Source organism: Agromyces sp. Marseille-P2726 (assembly GCF_902809835.1).
Classification (GTDB): Bacteria; Actinomycetota; Actinomycetes; order Actinomycetales; family Microbacteriaceae; genus Agromyces.
Genome location: NZ_CADDWM010000011.1, coordinates 59,107 through 75,028, shown reverse-complemented (window position 1 = coordinate 75,028; position 15,922 = coordinate 59,107). Strand labels below are relative to the sequence as shown.

At 70.6% G+C, this 15,922-nt stretch carries 15 protein-coding genes; 8 read left to right on the top strand and 7 right to left on the bottom strand.

From position 1 onward, the window contains the following. Position 1 precedes the first annotated feature (1 nt). Positions 2–529 (bottom strand): flavin reductase, encoded by a 528-nt coding sequence (locus HUS56_RS04730; RefSeq protein WP_217423928.1) that lies wholly within the window; start codon positions 527–529, stop codon positions 2–4. Next, complete coding sequence (locus HUS56_RS04725; RefSeq protein ID WP_173922240.1) at positions 526–1,923, bottom strand: LLM class flavin-dependent oxidoreductase; 1,398 nt, start codon at positions 1,921–1,923, stop codon at positions 526–528. Before HUS56_RS04725 ends, HUS56_RS04730 begins: the two co-directional genes overlap by 4 nt. Before the next feature lie 139 nt (positions 1,924–2,062). Here HUS56_RS04725 and HUS56_RS04720 point away from each other — a divergent pair, with 139 nt between their 5' ends. Then, the gene (locus HUS56_RS04720) at positions 2,063–3,577 is read left to right on the top strand and encodes an APC family permease (protein ID WP_173922239.1); all 1,515 of its coding nucleotides are present in this window, start codon (positions 2,063–2,065) and stop codon (positions 3,575–3,577) included. 28 nt (positions 3,578–3,605) lie between these two features. On the opposite strand, the gene HUS56_RS04715 is transcribed toward HUS56_RS04720, so the two are convergent. Both HUS56_RS04715 and HUS56_RS04710 read right to left on the bottom strand, forming a co-directional pair. Beyond that, complete coding sequence (locus HUS56_RS04715) at positions 3,606–5,387, bottom strand: biotin carboxylase N-terminal domain-containing protein (protein WP_173922238.1); 1,782 nt, start codon at positions 5,385–5,387, stop codon at positions 3,606–3,608. Positions 5,388–5,528: 141 nt separating this feature from the next. Continuing rightward, complete coding sequence (locus HUS56_RS04710) at positions 5,529–6,167, bottom strand: nucleoside triphosphate pyrophosphatase (RefSeq protein WP_173922237.1); 639 nt, start codon at positions 6,165–6,167, stop codon at positions 5,529–5,531. A gap of 124 nt (positions 6,168–6,291) precedes the next feature. Here HUS56_RS04710 and HUS56_RS04705 point away from each other — a divergent pair, with 124 nt between their 5' ends. Genes HUS56_RS04705 through HUS56_RS04690 form a run of 4 tightly spaced genes read left to right on the top strand, consistent with a single transcriptional unit; the run spans position 6,292 to position 10,503 of the window. Next, a complete protein-coding gene (locus HUS56_RS04705; RefSeq protein WP_254431310.1) occupies positions 6,292–7,569 on the top strand; it encodes a class I SAM-dependent RNA methyltransferase in 1,278 nt (425 codons plus the stop codon). Positions 7,570–7,587: 18 nt separating this feature from the next. Next, complete coding sequence (locus tag HUS56_RS04700; protein WP_254431295.1) at positions 7,588–8,274, top strand: response regulator transcription factor; 687 nt, start codon at positions 7,588–7,590, stop codon at positions 8,272–8,274. Further along, the gene (locus tag HUS56_RS04695) at positions 8,261–9,499 is read left to right on the top strand and encodes a sensor histidine kinase (RefSeq protein WP_173922235.1); all 1,239 of its coding nucleotides are present in this window, start codon (positions 8,261–8,263) and stop codon (positions 9,497–9,499) included. Before HUS56_RS04700 ends, HUS56_RS04695 begins: the two co-directional genes overlap by 14 nt. Beyond that, positions 9,496–10,503: a hypothetical protein gene (locus HUS56_RS04690; protein ID WP_173922234.1), complete on the top strand. Its 1,008-nt coding sequence runs from the start codon at positions 9,496–9,498 to the stop codon at positions 10,501–10,503. The genes HUS56_RS04695 and HUS56_RS04690 overlap by 4 nt, the downstream gene beginning before the upstream one ends. A 374-nt stretch (positions 10,504–10,877) precedes the next feature. Here the strand turns inward: HUS56_RS04690 and HUS56_RS04685 are convergent, their stop codons facing one another. Then, positions 10,878–11,126 carry an acyl-CoA carboxylase epsilon subunit gene (locus HUS56_RS04685; protein WP_173922233.1) on the bottom strand — a complete coding sequence of 83 codons (249 nt, stop codon included), beginning with the start codon at positions 11,124–11,126 and terminating at the stop codon, positions 10,878–10,880. A gap of 5 nt (positions 11,127–11,131) precedes the next feature. Further along, complete coding sequence (locus HUS56_RS04680; RefSeq protein WP_371808294.1) at positions 11,132–12,730, bottom strand: acyl-CoA carboxylase subunit beta; 1,599 nt, start codon at positions 12,728–12,730, stop codon at positions 11,132–11,134. A gap of 125 nt (positions 12,731–12,855) precedes the next feature. On the opposite strand from HUS56_RS04680, the gene HUS56_RS04675 reads away from it, so the two are divergent. From HUS56_RS04675 to HUS56_RS04665, 3 genes are all read left to right on the top strand, one after another. Next, complete coding sequence (locus tag HUS56_RS04675) at positions 12,856–13,755, top strand: biotin--[acetyl-CoA-carboxylase] ligase (RefSeq protein ID WP_173922232.1); 900 nt, start codon at positions 12,856–12,858, stop codon at positions 13,753–13,755. Positions 13,756–13,759: 4 nt separating this feature from the next. Next, the gene (locus HUS56_RS04670) at positions 13,760–14,311 is read left to right on the top strand and encodes a PH domain-containing protein (protein ID WP_173922231.1); all 552 of its coding nucleotides are present in this window, start codon (positions 13,760–13,762) and stop codon (positions 14,309–14,311) included. A gap of 255 nt (positions 14,312–14,566) precedes the next feature. Continuing rightward, positions 14,567–15,250 (top strand): DarT ssDNA thymidine ADP-ribosyltransferase family protein, encoded by a 684-nt coding sequence (locus HUS56_RS04665; RefSeq protein WP_173922230.1) that lies wholly within the window; start codon positions 14,567–14,569, stop codon positions 15,248–15,250. Here HUS56_RS04665 and HUS56_RS04660 read toward each other — a convergent pair. Beyond that, positions 15,247–15,873 (bottom strand): GtrA family protein, encoded by a 627-nt coding sequence (locus HUS56_RS04660; protein ID WP_254431294.1) that lies wholly within the window; start codon positions 15,871–15,873, stop codon positions 15,247–15,249. The genes HUS56_RS04665 and HUS56_RS04660 overlap by 4 nt on opposite strands. Between the last annotated feature and the right edge of the window lie 49 nt (positions 15,874–15,922).

Genomic DNA, 15,922 nt, shown 5'->3' with positions numbered 1-15,922 from the left:
ATCAGATCACGTAGCTGTCGCCGAGGTCCCGCCACGTGCGGTCGTGATAGACGAGCGGGTGGGATGCCGCCGAGGGCGCCGAGTGCACGTCGAGCGCTTGCGCGATCAGCACGGTGGCGCCGCCGGCACGGACACGGTCCACCGTTCGGACTCGCACCTTGCGGGCCACCGAGTCGTAGATCGGTTCGCCGCTCGGCAGCCTCGACCACAGACGCCGGTCGGCGAAGCGGTCGACACCGCTCGTCGCAGCGAGCTTCGCGAGCTCGAGGTCGACGACGTCGAGGAAGTGCACGACGAGCGTCTCGGCGGCCACGATGGTCGGCGTGGCCGATGACCGATCCGATGCCGACAGCACGAGCATCGGCGGCACCACGCTCACCGACGAGACGCTCGTCGCGGTGAGCGCCACGGGCCCGCTTCCGTCGTCGGCCGTGATCACCGTGACGCCACCCGGTTGGGCGCGGAACAGGCACGCGAAGTTCTCCGCATCCGCCGCCTGCCAGACCTCCATCGCGGTGGTCGGGTTCACCGCTCCCGCACCCCGGCGAGTCGATACCGCGCGCCCCGGTGCTCATCGGGCAACCGGTCGCCCTGCCCGTGCAGCTTGTTCCGCAGCGTGCCCGGGGCGTATTCGGTGGGGTACGCGCCCCGTCGGCGCAGCTCGGGGATGACGAACTCCACGATGTCCTCGAACGTGCCTGGCGTGATGGCGTAGGCGAGGTTGAATCCGTCGACGTCGGTGTATTCCACCCACTCCTGCAGCTCGTCGGCCACCTCGGTGGCCGAGCCGACGATGGTCGGGCCGAGGCCGCCGATCGCGCCGCCGCGGGCGATGTCGCGCACGGTGAACACCTCGCCGTTGCGGGCGGATTCCTCGTAGTTCGCGATCACCGACCGGATGGCGTTCGACTCGACATTGCCGACCGGCTCGTCGAGGTCGTACTTGGACAGGTCGACGCCCATCCAGCCGCTCATGAAGACGAGGGCGCCCTCCTCGCTCGCGTACGACAGCAGATCGTCGTACTTGGCACGCGCCCTCTCGGGCGTCTCGTCGGTGATGATCGTCACGAGCGTGTAGATGCGCGCGGCGTACCGGTCGCGTCCGGCCGCCTCGAGCGCATCTCGGATGCGTGACACGGTGGATCGCAGTACCCCCTTGGTCGGTGCCGCGACGAAGATCGCCTCGGCGTTCTCGGCAGCGAACGCGACGCCTCGTGGCGAGGCGCCGGCCTGGTAGATCACCGGCGTGCGCTGCGGCGACGGCTCCGAGATGTGGATGCCCGGCACCGTGAAGTGCGTTCCCCGGTGGCCGATCTCGTGCACCTTGGACGGGTCGGCGAACACGCCCGTCTCACGGTCGCGCAGCACCGCATCGTCCTCCCAGGAGCCCTCCCACAGCTTGTACAGGACCTCGAGGTACTCGTCGGCATGGTCGTAGCGGTCGTCGTGCTCGCGCTGGTCGTCGTGGCCCATGTTGCGCGCCGCGCTCGGCAGGTAGCCGGTCACGACGTTCCAACCCACGCGTCCGTTCGTGAGGTGGTCGAGCGTCGACATGCGCCGGGCGAACGGATACGGGTGCTCGTACGCGGTCCCGGCGGTGATGCCGAAGCCGAGGTGCTCGGTCACGAGCGCCATGGCCGAGACGAGGAGCAGGGGATCCGACACGGGCACCTGTGCGCCGTTGCGGATGGCGGCCTCATTGCTGCCTCCGTACACGTCATAGGTGCCGAGCACGTCGGCGATGAAGATGCCGTCGAAGGTGCCGCGCTCCAGGAGCCTGGCGAGCTCGGTCCAGTACGAGAGCTCGGTGTACCGCTGCGACTGGTCCGACGGATGCCGCCAGAGCCCCGAGGACTGGTGCGCGACGCAGTTCATGTCGAACGCGTTGAACCGGATCTGGCGGACGTCGTGCTCTCGTGTCATGTCGATAGGGTGCACGGATGCCGCGCGGTCCGCGACCGCGCACGAAACATGACGTCAGACTCCGTCATGGTCGGTCATCCTCGAAGCGCGTACGCTGGGACGGCGGCGCCGCTGGGCCGGCGCGGCGCCAGGAGGAACGGTGGACCTTCGAGTCAAGTCGGTCGAGGCCTCGATCGCGGATTCCGTCGACCGCGACCGGAGTCTCAAGCGCTCGCTCGGCACGTGGGACCTCGCCCTGATGGGCATCGCGGTCGCGGTCGGCGCGGGCATCTTCTCGGTCGGCGCGCAGGCGGCGGCGAACTTCGCCGGCCCGAGCGTGATCATCTCGTTCGTGCTCGCCGGGATCACGTGCGGGCTGGCCATGATGTGCTACGCCGAGTTCGCGTCGACGGTGCCGGTCGCGGGCAGCGCCTACACGTTCACGTACGCGACCATGGGCGAACTGCTCGCCTGGATCATCGGCTGGGACCTCATCCTCGAGATGTTCACCGCTGCGGCGGTGATCGCGAAGTACTGGGGCGTGTACCTGGGAGAGGCGCTGCTCGCGGTCGGCCTGCCGTTCCCGGCGACGATCGAGCTCGGCGGACTCGAGGTGAGCTGGCCGGCGTTCCTGATCGTCGCCGTCTTCACCGCGCTGCTGGTCGCCGGGACGAAGCTCACCGCCCGCGTCGGTGCGGTCTTCACCATCATCAAGGTCGCGATCGTGCTGTTCGTGATCGTCGTGGGATTCTTCTTCGTCAACGCGGCGAACTACGTGCCGTTCATCCCCGAGCCGGTGCCCACCGAGGGCGGCACCGGCGACGTATGGGAGCAGTCGCTCTTCTCGTGGGCCACCGGCGCGGCGCCCGCCCAGTACGGTGTCTTCGGGCTGCTCGCGGCGGCATCGCTCGTGTTCTTCGCCTTCATCGGCTTCGACGTCGTCGCGACGAGCGCCGAGGAGGTCCGCGACCCGCAGAAGCGCCTGCCGCGCGGCATCTTCCTCGGCCTCGCCATCGTCACGGCGCTCTACGTGCTCGTCTCGATCGTGATGACCGGAATGGTCTCGTACCGCGAGCTCGCCGCAGAGGAGACGCCGTCACTCGCCACGGCCTTCCGGCTCGTCGGGCAGGACTGGGCGTCGGCCGTCATCTCCGTGGGGGCGCTGGCTGGCCTCACGACCGTCATCATGGTCCTGCTCCTCGGGCTCTCTCGCATCGTCTTCGCGCTGAGCCGCGACGGACTTCTTCCGCGGTGGCTGTCCAAGACGACCGAGCACACGAAGACCCCGGCGCGCATCCAGATCCTCGGCGGCCTCGTCGTCGCGATCATCGCGGCGTTCACCGACGTCGGGCTCCTCGAGGAGATGATCAACATCGGCACGCTCTCGGCGTTCGTGCTCGTGAGCGTGGGCATCGTCGTGTTGCGCCGCACCCGCCCAGACCTGCCGCGGGGGTTCCGGGTGCCCTGGTCGCCGGTGCTCCCGCTCCTCTCCGCCGCGCTGTGCTTCTGGCTGATGCTGAACCTGACGACCCTGACCTGGGTGAGGTTCCTCGTCTGGCTCGCGATCGGGATCCTGATCTACCTGCTGTACGGCCGGCGCCGGTCACGGCTGGCGGGAGAGCAGGTCAGCGGGGTCGAACTGCCGTCGCCGCAGGGCGTCCCACCGCTGCCCTGAGGGGCGGGCAGCGCTGACGTTCTCGGCTTCAGGCCGCCGGGGCGTCGGTGATCGCGAGCAGCAGATGACCGCTCGAGACGGTCGAGCCCGCCTCCGCGTTCACGACACCGACGATGCCGTCTTTGTGGGCGACGATCGGCTGCTCCATCTTCATCGCCTCGAGCACGAGCACGAGGTCGCCCTTCACGACCTTGTCGCCCTCGGCGACGGCGATCTTCACGACGGTCGCCTGCATGGGCGCCTTCACGGCATCGCCGGTGGCGGTGCCGACCGAGTGCGCTGCCGAGCGACGTCGAGGCGCCGGGCCGGCCTGGGCCCTCGTGGCCGCGGGGTCGCCGACGAGCTTCTTCGGCAGTGACACCTCGATGCGCCGGCCGTCGACCTCGACGACGACCGAGGTGCGGTCGACGGGATCCGTGGTCTCGGTGAGCTCACCCGACCACGGCTCGAGCTGGTTCTCGTACTCGGTCTCGATCCAGCGCGTGAAGACCGAGAACGGCGCGTCGTCCTCGGGTGCGAAGGCGGGGTTGCGAACGATGTCGCGGTGGAACGGCAGCACCGTCGGCAGACCAGCGATCTCGAACTCGTCGAGGGCGCGACGCGCGCGCTCGAGCGCGTCTCTCCGCGACGAGCCCGTGACGATGAGCTTCGCGAGCAGCGAGTCGAAGGCGCCCGAGACCTCGTCGCCGTTGGTCACGCCGGAGTCGACGCGAACGCCGGGACCGCCGGGGAAGCGCATGACGTGCACCGGTCCGGGGCACGGGAGGAAATCACGGCCCGGGTCCTCGCCGTTGATGCGGAACTCGATCGAGTGGCCGGTGGGCTCGGGGTCGCCGTAGTCGAGCGCACCGCCCTCGGCGAGCCGGAACTGCTCGCGCACGAGGTCGATTCCCGTGACCTCCTCGGAGACCGGATGCTCGACCTGCAGCCGAGTGTTGACCTCGAGGAAGGACACCGTGCCGTCCTGGCCGATGAGGAACTCGCAGGTGCCGGCGCCCACGTAGCCGACCTCCCTGAGGATCGCCTTCGACGCCTCGGAGAGGAGGCGGTTCTGTTCCTCGGTGAGGAAGGGGGCGGGGGCCTCCTCGACGAGCTTCTGGTGGCGCCGCTGCAGCGAGCAGTCTCGGGTCGACACCACCACGACGTTTCCGTGCTGATCGGCGAGGCACTGGGTCTCGACGTGCCGCGGCCGGTCGAGGTACTTCTCGACGAAGCACTCGCCCCGGCCGAACGCGGCGACCGCTTCGCGGGTGGCCGAGTCGAAGAGCTCGGGCACCTCCTCTCGGGTGCGCGCGACCTTGAGCCCGCGCCCACCGCCGCCGAAGGCGGCCTTGATGGCCACGGGCAGCCCGTGCAGGTCGACGAATTCGAGCACCTCCGCGGCATCCGACACCGGGTTGAGGGTGCCCGGTGCGAGCGGAGCGCCCACCTTCTCGGCGACGTGCCGGGCCGACACCTTGTCGCCGAGCCGTTCGATGGCCTCGGGGCTGGGGCCGATCCAGATGAGGCCGGCGTCGATGACCGCGCGGGCGAAGTCGGCGTTCTCGGCCAGGAAGCCGTAGCCGGGGTGCACCGCGTCGGCGCCCGAACGACGGGCCACCGAGAGCAGCTTGTCGATCACGAGGTAGGTCTCGGCGCTCGTCGAGCCGTCGAGTGCGTAGGCCTCGTCGGCGAGCCGTGCGTGCCGGGCGTCGCGATCCTGGTCGGCGTACACGGCCACCGAGCCGATGCCCGCGTCACGAGCGGCGCGGATGACGCGAACGGCGATCTCTCCACGGTTGGCGATGAGGACCTTGGTGATGCGCGGCATAATCGTCAAGCCTATTGGCGCGCCTCTTTCGTCATTTGGGTCGCTCCCACAAAAAAGTTGTCTGACCCTTGCGGGCGTCGACAATTCCGTTGCGCGGGTCGAGATCTGTGTCGGATGCCGCGGCCGCGCGTCGTTCGGAGCTCAGCGCCGGTTCCAGAGCGACGGCCAGTCCACGCCGAGCTCCCGGACGAGATCGCGGAGGGTCGACAGCGACAGGCCGACGACCGTGGACGGGTCGCCCTCGACCCGCCGGATGAACGGTCCGCCGAGGCTGTCGATCGTGAACGCGCCCGCCACGAGCAGCGGCTCGCCAGAGGCGATGTACGCATCGATCTCGCTCTCGTCGAGCGCCGCGAAGCGGACGGTGGCGACATCCGCTCGCCCCACCGCGGCCCGCGGCAGGCCTCCGCGGGGATCGATCAGCCAGTGACCCGACCAGAGGTCGCCGTGCCCTCCGTTCTGTGCGAGCCAGCGCTCGCGCGCGACCTCGGGGCGATGGGGCTTTCCGTGGAGAGCGCCTCCGGTGAGGAAGGCGGAGTCGCCGCCGAGGACGAGCCCGTCGATCGGACCGCCGTCGACGTCGCGTCCGACGAGGGCCTCGGCCTTCGCCCGGGCGAGCAGCTGCACGAGCTCTGGCGGCTCGAGCGGGCCCGATGCCGCCTCGTGTGCGTCCACGAGCGCCTCCTCGTCGACCCCGGGCGCAACGGCGATCGGCTCGATCCCCGCGGCGCGAAGCGTCTGCAACCGGGCCGGCGAGGTCGATGCGAGGTAGAGGCGCATGACCACCATCCTGCCGCCTCGATCCCGGCGGGTGCCCGCGGCCGGTCTGTGGAATGCTCGAATCGTGGCAGAGAACCCCAGATCCCACCGCTCGGGTTCGCGCCGGCGACCCGCAACGCGCCGCGTGTCGCGGGCTCCCGACACCGACGGACCGGTGGTCGAGCTCGAGGTCGAGCGCGTCGCCCACGGCGGCGTCTTCGTGGCCCGTCACGAGGGTCGCGTCGTCTTCGTCGCGGACGCGATCCCCGGCGAACGGGTCGCCGCTCGCATCACCGATCGCAGCCACGAACGGTTCTGGCGTGCCGAGACGATCGAGGTGATCGAGGCGTCGCCCGATCGGCGCCCGCATCCGTGGGCCGAGGCGGGGATCGACCGGCCACCCGAGGCGCGGGCGGGCGGCGCCGAGTTCGGCCACATCCGCGCCGACCGCCAGCGTGCGCTCAAGGCCGAGGTGCTCGAGGATGCCCTGCAGCGCATGGGCGGCACGTCCCGCGCCGTCGAGGTGCGTGCGATCGAGCCGGTCCTCGCGCCCGGCGTCTCCGTCGAAGAGGGCACCGGATGGCGCACCCGCGTGCGCCTGCAGGTGGGCGACGACGGCACGGTGGGGCCGTACGCGTCGCGGAGCCACACGGTGGTGCCAGTGACGAGCGTGCCGCTCGCGGTCGCCGAGCTCGCCGAGCTCGCCCCCCTGGGTGAACGATTCCCCGGCGCGCGGGCGGTGGACCTGGTGGCGCCCAGCATCGGCGGCCCGGCGACGGTCGTGGTCGAGGGCGGGCGCACGCCGCGCGGCGCTCGTCCGACGATCGAGGAGCGCGTCGGCGAGCGGCGCTTCCGCCTCGACCGCGACGGGTTCTGGCAGGTCCATCGCGGTGCCGCGGCGACCCTGACGCAGGCCGTGCAGCAGCTCGTGGACGGCGAGCGTTTCGACCCCCGCGCCGAGAACCTCGACCTCTACGGCGGCGTGGGCCTGCTCGCAGCCGCCGTGGGTGATCGCTTCGGCGAACGGGTCCGCATCACGTCCGTGGAGGCGGACCCCAGTGCGACCGAGCACGCCCGCGCCAACCTCGCAGACTGGGCCGGTGCCCGGGCGGTGACGGCACGGGTCGACCGATTCCTCGACGAGCTCGTCGCAGACGCGGGCCCGGCGCAGCGCTCTCGCCTGCGTGACGCGACCGTCGTGCTCGACCCGCCGAGATCGGGCGCCGGGCGCGCCGTCGTCGAACGGCACGTGGAGCTTCGTCCCCGCCAGCTCGTCTACGTCGCGTGCGACCCCGTCGCCCTCGCTCGAGACGTCGGGTTCCTGCGTGCCGGCGGGTACGAGCTCGACGACCTCGTCGCGTTCGACCTCTTCCCGAACACCCACCACGTCGAGGCGGTGGCGAGGCTGACCGCTATCGTGTGACTGACGGAAGGGAGACGCGTGGCAGGTCGAACCACTCCGGTCGCCGCGGCGACGGTCGCCATCGTCGATGACCACGAGGCAGTGCGACTCGGGCTTCGTGCCGCGTGCCGCGAGGCGGGCTACACGGTGGTCGCCGAGACGTCCAACGTCCCCGACCTGCTCGCGGCGCTCGACGGTGCCTCGTGCGATGTCGTCGTGCTCGACCTCTCCCTGGGCGACGGCTCCTCCGTGACCGAGAACGTGAGGGCCGTGCGCGCCACCGGGAGCGCGGTACTCGTGCACAGCATCGCCGATCGAGTCGCGGCGGTGCGCGAGGCGCTCGCGGCCGGGGCGGCGGGTGTCATTCCGAAGGCGTCTCCCATGTCGGCGGTCATCGGGGCGATCGCGACGGTCGCGAACGGCGAGGTGCTCAACAACGTCGAATGGGCGAGCGCCATCGAGGCCGACCGCGACTTCGCGAAGGCGCAGCTGGGCAACCGCGAGCGGGACGTGCTCCACCTCTACGCGTCGGGCCTGCCGCTGAAGCTGGTGGCGCTCCAGCTCGGCATCGCGCACTCGACCGCACGCGAATACCTCGACCGGATCCGCGCCAAGTACGTCGAGGTCGGGCGGCCGGCGCCGACGAAGGTCGACCTGCTGCGACGGGCCGTCGAGGACGGCATCCTGCCGGGGCTCGAGGGCGAAGGCGGGGATGCCCGCCGCTGAATGGCGGGTCGCACGACTCGCCACGCGCCGCCGGACTGCGATCACGCGGGCCCCGGTCGGGACCGTGTCGGGTCGGGCGCTCGGGCTCTTCGGGCTCGTGTTCGGGGTGCAGACGCTGCCGATGGCGCTCGCCCAGTCGCCGGCGCTCATCCCCGGCGCCGGAGCGGGGCTGATGGCCGTGCTGTACGGCGCGATGGTGGCGATGGCGATCGCGTCGATCACGAAGGTCGCCGTTCGCGGTGCGGCACTCGTGTTCGCCGTGCTGTACGCGGCGGCGCTGGTCGCGTGGCCCTTCCTCGTCTCCGATCCCGCCCTGCTCGAAGACGAAGCGCCCTGGCTGTACTACATCTGCACGGTGGCGACCACCGCGGCCGTCGTCGCGGTGTCGGCCCCGATCGCGACGGGGTACACGCTCGTCGTGCCCGCCATCTACGGTCTCGTCCGCCTGCTGCCTGCCGGGGGTGCCGTCGACCCGCTGCTCGCGGTGCTCGATGCGATGTACGCGGCGATCCTCGGCATCGTGGTGCTCATCATCGTCACCATGCTCCGGCAGGCGGCGGAGTCGGTCGACAGCGCCCAGGAGGCGGCGCTGGAACGGTACGACGTCGCCGCCCGCCAGCACGCGACGGAGCACGAGCGGGTGAAGGTGGACGCGCTCGTGCACGACAGCGTGTTGACGACGCTGCTCACGGCCGCCGCAGCTCGGACCGCCGAGGAGCAGGCGCTCGCCGCGCGGATGGCGGCCGACGCGGTCAAGCGCCTCGACGAGGCGGGTGCAAGCGGGCCGCGGGCCCTCGACCGGGTGGGGCTGACCGTGCTCGTGCGGCGGCTTCGAGCTGCCCTCACGACCCTGTCGGCTCCGTTCACGGTGCGCGTCGTGAATGCCGGCGGGGTCGAGCTGCCCGTCGAGGCGGTCGATGCGCTCTACACGGCGGCCGTCCAGGCGATGGTGAACAGCGTGCAGCACGCCGACGACCCGGCACTCAGCACGCGACGAGAGCTGCGCATCCGGGGCGTCCGAGCCGGCGGGTGCGTCATCGAGGTCGCCGACAACGGCGTCGGGTTCGACCGGAACGAGGTGCCGGTCGAGCGCCTCGGGCTGCGTGTCTCGATCGAGGAACGAATGGCGAATGCCGGTGGCAGCGCCGCGATCGTCTCGAGCCCCGGTGAGGGCACGACGGTGACCATCGCGTGGCCGGCGGCGCCGGACGAGGCCGACGCATGATCTCCGTCCCCCGTTCCCTGCTTCTCGCCCTCGGCGCCCTGTTCTCGGCCTACCACGTGATCCTCGGAATCTACTCGCTCGACGTGCCCCGCTCGCCATGGCCGACGATCGTGGCCCTGGTGCTCTACGCGATCGCCACGGTCGCGAGCCTCTGGCCCGTGGAGCGCGTGCGAATGCCCGATTGGATGGCCGCGTTCGACCTCGCGGTCAGCATCATGCTCCCGCTGCTCGTGACGAGCCAGCTCGACCCATCCGTGGACAACGGCTATGCGACCTGGTACGTCGCTGCCGTCGGCACGCTCATGACCATCGCCGCCGCCCGGCGGCAACTGGTGGCGGCCTGGGTGGGCGTCATCGTGCTCGCCGTGCAGACCGCGGTGTGGGCGGGTCCGTTCGCGCTCGGCACCCTCGGCGTCATCGGCAGCATCGTGTGGGTCGCCATCGCGCACACGTTGACCGCGGCGCTCACGACCGCGGCCCGCGAGGCGCGCCGGTACGCGCAGGCCGAGCGGGAGGCGGCCGCGTGGCAGGCCGCGCAGGACGCGCATCTCTTCGAGGGCCGGATGCGGCTCGCGCAGACGAACCGGATCGCCGCGCCGATGCTCCGGCGCATCGCCGACCGCGGCGGTGCCCTCACCGACGAGCAACGACGCGAGTGCCGCATGCTCGAGGCGGCGATTCGCGACGAGATCAGGGGCCGGATGCTCCTCACCGATGCCGTGCGCGTCGCCGTGCAGCGGGCACGAGCGCGGGGGAGCGTCGTCACCCTGCTCGACGAGGGCGGGATCGACGAACTCGACGAGCCGACTCGCGACCGCGTGCTGTCCCGGCTCGCCGAGGCGGTCGCAGCGTCGAAGGCCGACCGGATCATCGCTCGCACGGCGGCGGAGGGATCGGCGGTCGCGGTGACGGTCGTCGGGTTGCGCGAGCCCGAAGGGACGGAGCACGTCGAGAACACCGACGATCTCGAGGTGGAGTTCTGGCTCGAGATCCCGCGCACCTGAGGCCCGCAGCCGCACCGAACGACGGTGCGTTTCGACGCTGCGGCAACGACGCTGCGGCAACAGGGTGACACCGCCCTGTAACGGAAGGTGGGGGCCGATCGATGATCGGCCCCCATCAAGCCCGAGCCACGGCGACAACCCGAATATCGCCCTGACTCGCCCCCAACGGTCACCGGTTACCCGACCGGTGACGGTGGCGACTCCAGTGGAGCCTGCGATATCAATATTGACGGAGGGGCGGACGCCGAGAAAGTCAGCATTTCGGGGGACATGGCGTGTCCCCCTCCGGATCAGCGGGGCGGGGCGCCGGCACACGGACGCGCGCCTCGGCGGATCCTCCTACCATCCCCGATCGGGGGACAAGCGATCGAGGTTCAGCGTGCGGCTCGGCGCCAATTGCCGGGGCCGACCGAGACGGGCGATCGCAGCGCTCCGCCGCTCTGCACCCACGGGTGTCGGCCGAGCTCGGCCATCGGCTGGGCCGTGCTCGCCTCGTCGAGCGCCGTGATGATGACCGCGGTGACGGCGGCGGCTTCCTGTTCGGTGACCTGTCGGGTCACGAATCGGAGGTCGACGCCCCTGGCGGCGGCATCGGGCGCGGAGACGCGGTCGGATTCCATCATGCTCCCTAGAGTGGGATGTTCCCGTGCTTCTTGGGCGGCAGGCTGGCGCGCTTGGTGCGCAGCGCTCGGAGCGCCTTCACGACCGAGACGCGGGTCGCCGCAGGTTCGATGACGCCATCGAGTTCGCCGCGCTCGGCAGCCAGGAATGGCGACGCCACGTTGTAGGTGTACTCGTTCGCCAGCTTCGTGCGCACCGCCGCGACATCCTCGCCCGCCTCCTCGGCGCGCTTGATCTCGCCGCGGTAGAGGATGTTCACGGCGCCCTGGCCGCCCATGACCGCGATCTCCGCCGTGGGCCAGGCCAGGTTGATGTCGGCGCCGAGCTGCTTCGAGCCCATGACGATGTACGCGCCGCCGTAGGCCTTGCGGGTGATGACCGTGACGAGCGGCACGGTCGCCTCCGCGTACGCGTAGAGCAGCTTCGCGCCGCGGCGGATGACTCCGGTCCACTCCTGATCGGTGCCCGGCAGATAGCCCGGCACGTCGACGAGGGTGAGGATCGGGATGGAGAACGCGTCGCAGAACCGCACGAACCGGCTCGCCTTCTCGCCCGCGGCGATGTTCAGCGTGCCCGCCATCTGGCTCGGCTGATTCGCGATGATGCCCACCGAGCGACCCTCGATGCGGGCGAAGCCCACCACGATGTTGGGCGCGAACAGCGGCTGGACCTCGAGGAAGTCGCCGTGGTCGACGATGCCCTCGATGATCGTGTGCATGTCGTACGGCTGGTTGGGGGAGTCGGGAATGATCGTGTTGAGACGACGGTCGTCGTCGGTGATCTCGAGTTCGACCTCGGCGTCGTACACCGGGGCATCCGTCATGTTGTTGTCGGGCAGGAATGCGACCAGCGTGCGCGCGTAGTCGAGCGCGTCGGACTCGTCGCTCGCGAGGTAATGGGCGACGCCCGAGATCGTGTTGTGCGTGAGCGCGCCGCCGAGCTCCTCCATGCCGACGTCCTCGCCGGTGACGGTCTTGATCACGTCGGGGCCGGTGACGAACATCTGGCTCGTCTTGTCGACCATGATCACGAAGTCGGTGAGCGCGGGCGAGTAGACGGCACCACCCGCGGCCGGGCCGCAGACGATGGAGATCTGCGGGATGACTCCGGATGCCGCGGTGTTGCGCCGGAAGATCTCGCCGTACTTGCCCAACGCGACCACGCCCTCTTGGATGCGGGCGCCGCCCGAGTCGAGGATGCCGATGATCGGGACGCCGATCTTGAGGGCGAGCTCCATGACCTTGATGATCTTCTCGCCGGCCACCTCGCCGAGCGAGCCGCCGAAGATCGTGAAGTCCTGCGAGTAGACGGCCACGTGCCGACCGTGGATGGTGCCCGTGCCCGTGACCACCGCGTCGCCGTACGGCCGCTTGGCATCCATGCCGAACGCGTGCGTGCGGTGACGCACGAACTCGTCGAGCTCGACGAACGAGCCGGGATCGAGCAGTTCGGCGATGCGTTCGCGAGCCGTCATCTTGCCCTTGGCGTGCTGCTTCTCGATGGCCGCCTCGCCGCTCGCGGTCACGGCCTCGTGATATCGGAGCTTCAGGTCGGCGAGCTTGCCGGCGGTCGTGGAGAGGTCGGGGCCGTCAGTCGCTTCGGTCACGCCGTTCACTCTACCGGCGAGCATCCTGGCCACTTCGTTGATGCTTTCCTACAAATCCACGCGCTGACATGGTGCCTTCCCGTGGCGCAGAGAGCGGGAAGACGGGGAACTGGAAGACTGTCGACATGGAGCTTCCGCTGAGCCGCGCATCGGTGCCGCGCCTGGAATTCGTCACCACCACCGGATCGACGAACGACGACCTGCGGGCGGCTGCGACCGGGCCAGAGGCGGCGGAATGGCCGCACGGATCGGTGATCGTGACCGACGACCAGACCCATGGCCGCGGACGCCTCGGCCGCACCTGGCTGGCGCCCACCGGCAAGACGCTCGCGATCTCGGTGCTCCTTCGCCCCGAGGGGCCGGGTGGAACACCGCTTCCACTCGAGGCCTACGGGTGGATCCCGCTGATCGCGGGTGCGGCGATGACCGAGGCGGTGCGCGGCGAGGTCGAGCGTGCGGCCCTGCAGCTCCGGGGCGACGAAGACGACGGCACCGGCGGCATCCGGGTCGAGTTGAAGTGGCCGAACGACGTGCTCGTGGCGGGCTACAAGGTCTGCGGCATCCTCTCGGAACTGCTGCCGCCGACGGCACCGGCCGGTGCTCCGTCCGGGTCGGGCATGGATGCCAGTGCAGCACCCGGTGCCGGAGTCGTCGTCGGCGCCGGGCTCAATCTCACGCTCGACGAGCACGACCTGCCGACCCTCACGTCGACCTCGTTGTTGCTGGCGACCGGAGTGCGCCCCGATGCGGACGCGGTCCTGGCGGCCTATCTCACCCGGTTGCTCGCCCTCGTGGGCACACTCGCCGAACACGGCGGGGATGCCGCGTCGAGCGGTATCGCCGAACGCGTCGCCGCCCTGTGCGGCACACTGGGCTCGGCCGTGCACGTGCGCCTTCCCGCCGACCAGGAACTCGTCGGCACGGCCGAACGGCTCGACGGCGACGGTCGCCTCGTCGTGCGCGACCGGAACGGCGAGGCGCAGACGGTGTCGGCAGGGGACATCACGCACCTGAGGTACGGATGAGCGCATGAGCCGAGCCGCACGCCGGGCTTCCGGCCAGCCCGCCGGGCCGCCCGAACGCGTCGTCGCCCGGATTCGACGACATGCTCGCGTGCTCACCCTCCCGACGCTGGTGCTCATCGCCGTCGCGGGCGGCCTGGCCTATGCGCTCGCCGTGCTGCCCGAGCTCTGGCAACGGCTCGCCATCGCAGGGGCCGCGGCGCTCCTCGTGGTCTTCGGGTGCCTGCTGCCGTTCCTCGCCTGGCTCGCGGGCCGGGTCACCATCACGAACCGCAGGATCATCGTGCGGAGCGGGCTCTTCGTGCGCATGCGCCGGGAGCTGCTCCTCAGCCGCGGCTACGACGTGGCGGTGCGCCGGACCTGGGTGCAGGGCGCGTTCGGGTCCGGAGACGTGCGGATCGACACCGGGGCGGAGATGCCGCTCGTACTGCATGACGTCCCGCGTCCTGGTCTCGTGCAGGCCGCGATCCAGGAGCTGATGGCCGAGTCGGGCGCCGACTGGCGCGCTGCCGACCGATCCATCGACGACGGCGACACCATCGTCTGGGGTCGTCGCTGAACTCCGCCCCGACGGGATGAAGCCGGCCACGAGGACGTAACGTAGAGAGGGTGGCTCGTGCGCCCCCGAGTGCGAGCCGGCGATGAAGGGTTCCACTTGGCCGACGAATGCATCCACGGTTTCGACGATGGCCTCTGCGCCATCTGCTTCCCCCCGAAGGAACCTGAGGCGAAACCGAGGGCGACCGCTGCGCCGGCCTCCCGGGCGAGCCAGGGCGGTGGGCGATCGGCCAGGCCGTCGAAGCCGGCATCGAGGGTGGCAGGCACCAAGGCGCGCAGCCTGGTCGACCCGCCCCTCGACCCGAAGACGGTCCGCATCTACCACGTCACCCATCTCGAGAACCTCGCGTCGATCCTCGGCGAAGGAGCGATCCTCGCGGATTCGGCGGGCGCGACGCCGAAGGTCGACATCTCGGCGCCCGATGCGCGTGCCTTCCGCCGCTCGGCGACCGTCGACGGCACCGAGTCGGTCGTCGCCGACTACGTGCCGTTCCTCCTCTCGACCGACGCACACGTCTGGAACGCGGTGCGCACCGGGACGCCTGATCCCCGGCTCGCGCCGCACGCCGTCGAACGCCCGGCGGCCGATCACGTCATCCTCGTCAGTTCGGTCACGAGCGCCGTCGGCGCGCGCACCGAGTCGCCCGGCACGGTCGTCGTGAGCGACTCGGATGCCGCGGCCGGAGGCGTCGCCATGGCCTCGTCGTGGCCCGCGGTGCTGCGCCTGCTGCAGCGGGTGCACCGAGACGACGAGGGAGCCCGGCTGCTCTCGGCGGAGTTCCTCGTGCGCGAAAACCTCCCGCTGGAGCGCGTGATCCTCATCGCGGTCGGCAACGAGCCCGTTCGCGACCGAGTGCGTGCCGCCCTCGACGCCGTCGGCCTGCGCACCCGGGTCGCCGTGTATCCGCCCTGGTTCCAGGCGGCGGCCGCGTCGAGCTAGCGCCGGCTCTCGGGTTGCTCGGCTCCTGACGGCCCCTCGGCGGGAGCAGCGACGGACCCGGTGTCGGGCACGTCGGCGGGCGCAAGGACCGGCGCCGCCTCGGGCTCTTCGAACAGCGCCCGCTGCGCCTCCTCGACGCGGTCGATGTTGGAGAGGCCGTCGGCGCGGTGGTGCCCGTAGACCCAGTAGCGGTAGAGCAGGAACCGGAAGGCCGTGCCGAGCGCGAGCCCCACGACGTTCGTCGCGATGTTGTCGGCCAGCAGGCTCGTGAAGCCCAGCGCGTGGTGGCTGATCCAGAGGCATGCGAGCGCGATCGCCATGCCACCGAGCGAGACGACCGCGTACTCGGCGAATTCGCGCACGTAGTTGCGCCGGCGATGCCGTCGGAAGGTCCAGTACCGGTTGCCGAGCCAGTTGAAGATGATGGCGACGCTCGTCGAGATGGTCTTCGCGCCGATCGCCGACTGCGCCCAGTGGCCCTCACCGAAGACCCCGAGGCGGAGCAGGTTGAACAGGGCGACATCGATGAGCAGCCCGATGAGGCCCACCACGCCGAACTTCACGAGATACGCGAGGAAACCGTGCCAGAGACGGCTTGGCAGGCTGCCGGTGCTGGTGGACACCGGCTCATCCTATGCCGTGCCGCTGCGGCCTAGACTGAACGGGGCGCGC

Excerpts from the sequence above, each read along its gene's own strand:
- HUS56_RS04725 (WP_173922240.1), bottom strand. The coding sequence starts at position 1,923 with ATGACACGAGAGCACGACGTCCGCCAGATCCGGTTCAACGCGTTCGAC.
- HUS56_RS04715 (WP_173922238.1), bottom strand. The coding sequence starts at position 5,387 with ATGCCGCGCATCACCAAGGTCCTCATCGCCAACCGTGGAGAGATCGCC.
- HUS56_RS04710 (WP_173922237.1), bottom strand. The coding sequence starts at position 6,167 with ATGCGCCTCTACCTCGCATCGACCTCGCCGGCCCGGTTGCAGACGCTT.
- HUS56_RS04695 (WP_173922235.1), top strand. The coding sequence starts at position 8,261 with ATGCCCGCCGCTGAATGGCGGGTCGCACGACTCGCCACGCGCCGCCGG.
- HUS56_RS04690 (WP_173922234.1), top strand. The coding sequence starts at position 9,496 with ATGATCTCCGTCCCCCGTTCCCTGCTTCTCGCCCTCGGCGCCCTGTTC.
- HUS56_RS04685 (WP_173922233.1), bottom strand. The coding sequence starts at position 11,126 with ATGATGGAATCCGACCGCGTCTCCGCGCCCGATGCCGCCGCCAGGGGC.
- HUS56_RS04675 (WP_173922232.1), top strand. The coding sequence starts at position 12,856 with ATGGAGCTTCCGCTGAGCCGCGCATCGGTGCCGCGCCTGGAATTCGTC.
- HUS56_RS04670 (WP_173922231.1), top strand. The coding sequence starts at position 13,760 with ATGAGCCGAGCCGCACGCCGGGCTTCCGGCCAGCCCGCCGGGCCGCCC.